The sequence below is a fragment of the Rhodoferax sp. EU05-FHT12H12 genome (assembly GCF_058791215.1).
The window spans coordinates 1-6,384 of record NZ_JBYTDI010000012.1 but is presented as its reverse complement, the minus strand read 5'-3'; the positions used below and the strand labels follow the sequence as shown (position 1 = coordinate 6,384).

Here is a 6,384-nt window from a genome sequence, read left to right as displayed (position 1 = left end):
CGATACTTCATCTGCAACACTCCTTCTGCTCACGCAGGTTTTAGTGTGTTGCATCGACCGGTTGAATCCGCCCCGCATTGCGGCTGTCCATCGTACCCGCCTACTGAACCTTCTTTGAATGTCCGTTATCCGAGGCGGAATTAGAGTTGTCAGAGGACTGCTTTGGGTCGATGCCAGCTGCCGAAACGTTTACACGTTTTTCGCACAACCAACTGCCCTTTCCTTCCTTCCCTAACCGCCCCCCGCTTCGCACAATGAAGCCATCGACAACAACGATGTAAAGGAGGTGGAGCATGCAAGACTAAGATATTGCCGGTTTGAACCAGGAAGGTCCATTCAGCACGCGCGAACTGCTGGTGTCGCTGGGTGCGGCGCTGCTTTGGGTGGCCGTGTCTATGGTCGCCATTCAGCTGCTGCTCTTGCCCGTGCAAGGGGTATGAGGTGGCTGCGTTCACGCCGCAACAGCAGTGGCTGCGCATTCGCGAGGTGAGCTGGCGCCAGTGGAACACGGACCAGCCACCACACGCGCGAGCTCGCGTGCCGCGCCTAGTGCCGGCATCTAGGGATGCTCTGCCGTGGCGTGCACCTGCTCGTGCCGCAGCACATACAAGCCACTGCCCACAATGATGGCGCCGCCCAGCAGGGTGAAGGCGTCGGGCAGCTGCTGCCACACCAGCCAGTCGATGCCCAAGCTCCAGGCCAGGGCGGTGTATTCAAACGGGGCCACGGCGCTGGCCTGGCCGTGGCGGAAGGCCTCGGTGATGGCCAGCTGCGCCAAAAAGCCCGAGGCCGCCAGCCCCGCCCACAGCGCCAGGTGGTGCGCTTGCAGCGGCAGCCACTGCGGCGCGGCCAGCGCACCCGCCACCACGGTCAAAATCACCATGACCCACAGCACCAGGCTGTCTTTGGAATCGGTGCGGCTAGAGAGGCGCGTGACCACGGCCGAGACGGCGTAACACACCGCAGCCCCCAGCACCGCCAGCCCCGACCAGCTGGCAAAGCCCTCGGCACTGGGGCGCAGCGCCACCAGCACGCCCAGCAGCCCGCCGCCCACGGCCCACCAGTGCGCACGTGGCACCCGCTCGCCCAGCACGGGCCACGCCAACACCGTAATGAGCAGCGGCGCAAAGAACATGAGGGTGTAGGCGTTGGTCAGCGGCAGGCCGCGCACGCCGTAGGTAAACAACACCAGCATGGTGATGACCAGACCACCGCGCAGCAGGTGCAGCGGCCAGCGTGCGCGCCAGACTTCAGCCCAGGCACCGCGCCACTGGATCCACAGCGCAATGAGTGGCAGCGTGAGTGCGCCGCGCATGGCGGCAATCTGCAGCGGCGGATAGTGGGTGGACAGGGCCTTGATGATGGTGTCCATAGCCGAGAACAGCATCACGGCCAGCAACATGGCGGTGATGCTGCGCGGGTTGCCCTCTTGCAGGCGGGAAAAGAAGTGCGGCATGCGCCTGATCGTAGCGCCGCCTCAGCGCGGCGACAGCTGCAACACGAGGACTCCGGCACCAATCAGGGCCATACCGCTCAGCTCACCCACCGTGAGGCGCTGCTTGAAGAGCCAGTAGCCAATCAGCGACACCATGACGATACCCACGCCGGACCAGATGGCGTACGCCACCCCCACGGGGATGGTGCGCAGGGCCTGGGCCAGCGCATAGAAGGCGCACACATAGCCCACCACCACCAGCACCGCAGGGCGCCAGTGTTGCAGGCCGTCCGACGCCTTGAGGGCGCTGGTGGCAATCACTTCGCTGAGAATCGCTGCGGCGAGCCAGAGCTGCTCGGGCCGCATCACATGCACACCGTCACTGCTTGCCCTTCCAGGGCACCAACCAGCTCTCCAGCAGGCGCATGCCAAACGAGAACGCAAAGGCGCAGGCGGCAATGATGACGATGCCGACAAACACCGCATCGGTAGCCAGGAAGTGCGAGGCCGACATGACCATGTAGCCAATGCCGCGCGTGGCCGCAATGAGTTCAGCCGCCACCAGTGTGCTCCAGCCCACGCCCAGCGCAATGCGGATGCCGGTCAGAATTTCGGGCAAGGCCGAGGGCAGCACGATGTCCTTGAACAGCTGCCAGCGCGAGGCACCCAATGACAGGGCCGCGTTGACACGCTCCTGCGGCAGCGCGCGCACACCGGCCTGGGCCGACAGCACCACGGGTGCAAACATGGCCAGCGCCAGCAGCACGATCTTGGAGGTCTCGCCAATGCCCAGCCAGATGATCATGAGGGGCAAGTAGGCCAGTGGCGGCAGCGGCCAGTAGAACTCGATGGGCGTGGAGAACACGCCCTTGGCCCAGCGGCTCAGGCCCATGAGCAAGCCCACGGGGATGCCCAGCGCCACGGCAATCACCGCGGCCGAGAGAATGCGCCCCAGGCTGGCGGACACGTGCTCCCACAGCGTGGCGTTGGCATAGCCTTCGCGGAAGATCTCGACGCCCAGCGAGAGCACTTCGGCCGGCGTGGGCAAAAACAGCTTGGGCACCAGCCCCGCCTGGGTGATGGCCCACCACAGCAGCAACAGAGCTGCACCCGTGGCTACGCTGATGGTGACAGTGGGCTTTTCGCCAATGCCAAAGTTGCGCATCTTCACGAGGCGCGGCGCCAGACGCCGGGCACGCGGCGCACCAGACTGTGGCAGCCCATTGGCGCCAATATTGGCAGTGGCGGTTAGGTCGCTCATGCAGTGGCCTCCTGGTATTCCCTTTGGGGTTCGTTCTGGTGGACGATGGCGCGAATCTCTTCGCGCAGGTGAGCAAACTTGGGCGCGGTCTTGATGGCACGCGCATCGCCGTCACGCGCAAAGGTGTTCACAAAGTCGAGATCAAAGCGCGCCACGATGCGGCCGGGCCGCGGTGACATGACGATGAGCTGGGTGCCGAGGAACAGCGCTTCTTCAATCGAATGGGTGATGAAAAACACCTGCTTGCCGGTGCGGTGCCACACAGACACCAGCAGCTCCTGCATCTGCTCGCGTGTCATGCTGTCCAGCGCGCCAAAGGGCTCGTCCATGAGCAGGATGTCGGGGTCGGGTGCGAGCGCACGGGCCAGGCCCACACGCTGGCGCATGCCGCCCGACAGTTCATAGGGCGCTGCATTCGCAAAGTCTTGCAGGCCCACGAGCTGCAGCAGCTCCAGCGCACGGTCGCGTTGTTCCGCACGGCTGGCGCCGGCAAACTTCAGGCCCAGCGCCACGTTCTCGGCCACGGTTTTCCAGGGAAGCAGGCTGTCCTTCTGAAACACCACGCCGCGGTCGACACCGGGCTTCTCGATGGGCCGGCCGTTCAGCGTGATGCTGCCTTCGGACAGCGGCAAAAAGCCCGCCATGGCATTCAGCAGAGTGGACTTGCCGCAGCCCGAGGTGCCCAGTGCCACGACAAAGCCGCGCTCCGGAATATCCAGCGAGACGCGGTCCAGCGCCTGCACCGGATGGCCGTTGCGCCCGGCAAAGTAGACGCTGGCGTTGTTGACACTGAGCATGGCGTTGCTTACTTTTGTGCGACCACGGGGCCGGTGATAGCCGAAGTAGTCACAAACGCGGCGTAGCTGGGCAACACGTCGGAGATCTTCCTTTGCTCTTTGAGGAAGCTGGCGGTTTCTTTCAGGATGCGGGCCACGCCCGATTTCTCGCCACCGCCCAGCCAGGCGTCGGACGCTTGCACATGCAGGGGCACCAGGTTCAGGTTCTTCAAGGCGGCGGAAAAATCGGCAGGTGTGCCACCCAGCAGTTTGGCCAGGGTCTTGGCGTTCTCGCTGTCAGGCCCCCAGGCGGCCTTGTCCTTCACAAACGAATTGGAGTATTTCTCGATCACGCCGGCGTAGGCCTTCAGGAACTCGGGGTTCTCTTTGGCGAAGGCACCGGTGGCTACCCAGGCGCTGAAAGTAGGTGCGCCTTTTTCAGCCACTTCTTTGGAGGTGATCAGCACCTTGCCGTTTTTCTTCAGCTCGGTCAGCGCGGGGTCCCAGACAAAGCCGCCGTCCAGATCACCGCGGTTGTAGGCGGCCACGATTTCGGGCTGGGGAATGGCAAAGACTTGCACGTCTTTTTCGGTCAGGCCTTGGCTCTTGAGCAGCGCCAGCAGTTGGTAGTGGTCGGTGGACACAGGCGCGGCGGCCAGCTTCTTGCCCTTGAGGTCCTTGAGCGAGTGGATGCCGGAGCCATTGCGCACCACCAGCGCTTCGTCGGTGCCGGAGATGGAGGCCAGGTAGAAGGCCTTCACATCCAGACCGCGCGAGGTGGCAGCGGCATACGGGCTGGAGCCCACATAGCCAATCTGCACATCGCCCGAGGCAATGGCGGCAAACACATCGGCGCCCGAGTTGAACTTGCGGAAGTCAATCTGGAAGCCCGTGGCCTTGGCGAAGTCGCCGTTGGCAATGGCGACCGACGAAGGCAGCGCATCGGTCTGGTAGCCGATGACAACCCTTTTGTCAGCCGCAAAGCCCAGGCTGGCGCCGGCCAGCAGCGTGGCGCCGATGGCGGCGGTGAAGAGTCGTTTGGTGAATTGCATGGTTCGATTCCTTGGTGACGTGTGACAAAAGGGAACACCCCGCACTGAAGGTTTTGGGGGCTTGGAATCGAGCTTATTGATATGCAGGTTTCGTGTCCTCGAATGAATTTGAAATAGCTAATGCAAATAACGCGCAAGCGAAATGCGCAGCGCGCACTAGGCTTGGGCGCATCTGTAGCTCCCGCATCACTGCTTCTTATGACTCTCGACATTCGCCCGCTGGGCCCGGCCATTGGCGCCCTGGTCAGCAACATCGACCTGACCGAACCCTTGCGCAGCACGGACCGCGACACGCTGCACAGCGCCCTGCTGCAACACCATGTGCTGTTCTTTGAAAACCAGCCCCTCACCCCGGTGCAGCAGCGCGACCTGGCGCGCGCCTTCGGCGAGCTGCACATCCACCCGGTCTACCCCCAGCATCCCGAAGCGGCCGAGATCATCGTGCTGGACACGCACAACGACAACCCGCCCGACAACGACAACTGGCACACCGACGTGACTTTTATCCCCACGCCGCCGCTGGGTGCCATCCTCTCGGCGCGTGTGCTACCACCGCATGGCGGCGACACGCTGTGGGCCAGCGGCATTGCGGCCTACGAGGCGCTGTCCGAGCCGCTGCGCCGCTTTTTGGACCCGCTGCATGCCGAGCACAGCTTTGTGCAGTCCTTCCCGGCCTGGCGTTATGCGCGCACACCGGAAGAACGCAAGACCTGGGAGGCTGCCGTAGCCAAATCGCCCGAGGTGGTGCACCCCGTCATCCGCACGCACCCGGTCAGCGGCAAGCGCGGCCTGTTTGTGAACGAGGGCTTTACCAGCCGCATCGTGGAGCTGACCAAGGCTGAGAGCGATGCGGTGCTGGCCTTTCTGCGCGTGCATCTGGCCAAGCCCGAATTCACCGTGCGCTGGCGCTGGAAGCAGTACGACCTGGCCTTCTGGGACAACCGCCTGACCCAGCACTACGCCACGGCCGACTACCTGCCGCACCGCCGCGTGATGCACCGCGCCACCATCCTGGGCGACGCGCCGTACTGACGCGGTGGCTCAGTGCCCTGGCGCGCGGCAGTAGCAATAGACAAACTGCTGCACCGTGCCAAAGGGCGTGGTGTGCGCCTCGCGCTGGTGGGCCACCAGGGTGAAGGGTTCGCCAAACTCGGCATGCAGGCCCTCGGGCGCGTAGCGCATGACGGGCAGGCCGCTGCACTGCAGGGGGCCATCGTCAGCAAAGGTGGCCACGATGACATGGCCACCGGGTTTGACGCTGCGCAGCACCTGGGCCACATAGGCCTGGCGGTCTTCGGCGCGGGTAAGGAAGTGGAACACCGCGCGGTCGTGCCACACATCAAACGCATGCACCGGCAATTCGGCGGTGGTGACATCGGCCACCAGCCACTGCACGCGTGCCTCCATGGGCGCCTGGCGGGCGCGGGCCACGGCCAGTGCGCTGGCCGAGAGGTCCATCACCGTCACGTCCTGGTAACCGTGGGTCAGCAGGTCGTCCACCAGCGTGGAGGCGCCGCCGCCCACATCGATGACCTTGGCCTGCGGCCCCAGCCCCGTGGCCTGGATGAGCTGCAAGGAGCGATCGGCATGCGCTTGGTACCAGCTCACCGCGTCGCTGGACTTGGTGTTGTAGACGGTTTCCCAGTGGTGCTTGTTGTCCGGCATGGCGTGCTCCTATGCTATGAATTTAGTAGCTATTTGCGCAGTATCTACGGCCTGGAGTGCCGATTTGACCATCAACCCAGCCACACACGCATGCGCAGCATCAGTTCGCCAACTGCCAATTGATGGGATTCAAATCCTCGGCCACCAGCGAGCCATTGGCCTGCTTGAGCTTCAAGCCGCCCACCAGCACGTCAT

Annotated in this window: 8 protein-coding genes; 2 read left to right on the top strand and 6 right to left on the bottom strand. The window is 64.0% G+C overall.

What is annotated here, in order from left to right:
* The first annotated feature begins 317 nt into the window (after positions 1 to 317).
* Positions 318 to 440: a hypothetical protein gene (locus tag AC3WS7_RS18650; RefSeq protein WP_492657386.1), complete on the top strand. Its 123-nt coding sequence runs from the start codon at positions 318 to 320 to the stop codon at positions 438 to 440.
* Positions 441 to 559: 119 nt separating this feature from the next.
* On the opposite strand, the gene AC3WS7_RS18645 is transcribed toward AC3WS7_RS18650, so the two are convergent.
* The 5 genes from AC3WS7_RS18645 to tauA form a co-directional block, all read right to left on the bottom strand.
* On the bottom strand, positions 560 to 1,456 hold the full coding sequence (locus AC3WS7_RS18645) for a DMT family transporter (protein WP_492657385.1): 897 nt from the start codon (positions 1,454 to 1,456) through the stop codon (positions 560 to 562).
* Between the two features lie 21 nt (positions 1,457 to 1,477).
* Positions 1,478 to 1,801 (bottom strand): DMT family transporter, encoded by a 324-nt coding sequence (locus AC3WS7_RS18640; RefSeq protein WP_492657388.1) that lies wholly within the window; start codon positions 1,799 to 1,801, stop codon positions 1,478 to 1,480.
* Positions 1,802 to 1,814: 13 nt separating this feature from the next.
* Positions 1,815 to 2,600: an ABC transporter permease subunit gene (locus AC3WS7_RS18635; protein WP_492657387.1), complete on the bottom strand. Its 786-nt coding sequence runs from the start codon at positions 2,598 to 2,600 to the stop codon at positions 1,815 to 1,817.
* 92 nt (positions 2,601 to 2,692) lie between these two features.
* Positions 2,693 to 3,493, bottom strand: coding sequence for a taurine ABC transporter ATP-binding protein (locus tag AC3WS7_RS18630; RefSeq protein ID WP_492657384.1), 801 nt, complete (start codon positions 3,491 to 3,493; stop codon positions 2,693 to 2,695).
* Positions 3,494 to 3,501: 8 nt separating this feature from the next.
* Positions 3,502 to 4,524: a taurine ABC transporter substrate-binding protein gene (gene tauA, locus AC3WS7_RS18625; RefSeq protein WP_492657383.1), complete on the bottom strand. Its 1,023-nt coding sequence runs from the start codon at positions 4,522 to 4,524 to the stop codon at positions 3,502 to 3,504.
* Between the two features lie 198 nt (positions 4,525 to 4,722).
* Here tauA and tauD point away from each other — a divergent pair, with 198 nt between their 5' ends.
* Positions 4,723 to 5,556 (top strand): taurine dioxygenase, encoded by an 834-nt coding sequence (tauD, locus tag AC3WS7_RS18620; RefSeq protein ID WP_492657382.1) that lies wholly within the window; start codon positions 4,723 to 4,725, stop codon positions 5,554 to 5,556.
* A gap of 9 nt (positions 5,557 to 5,565) precedes the next feature.
* On the opposite strand, the gene AC3WS7_RS18615 is transcribed toward tauD, so the two are convergent.
* Positions 5,566 to 6,189, bottom strand: coding sequence for a class I SAM-dependent methyltransferase (locus AC3WS7_RS18615; protein WP_296469211.1), 624 nt, complete (start codon positions 6,187 to 6,189; stop codon positions 5,566 to 5,568).
* Positions 6,190 to 6,384: the final 195 nt, after the last annotated feature.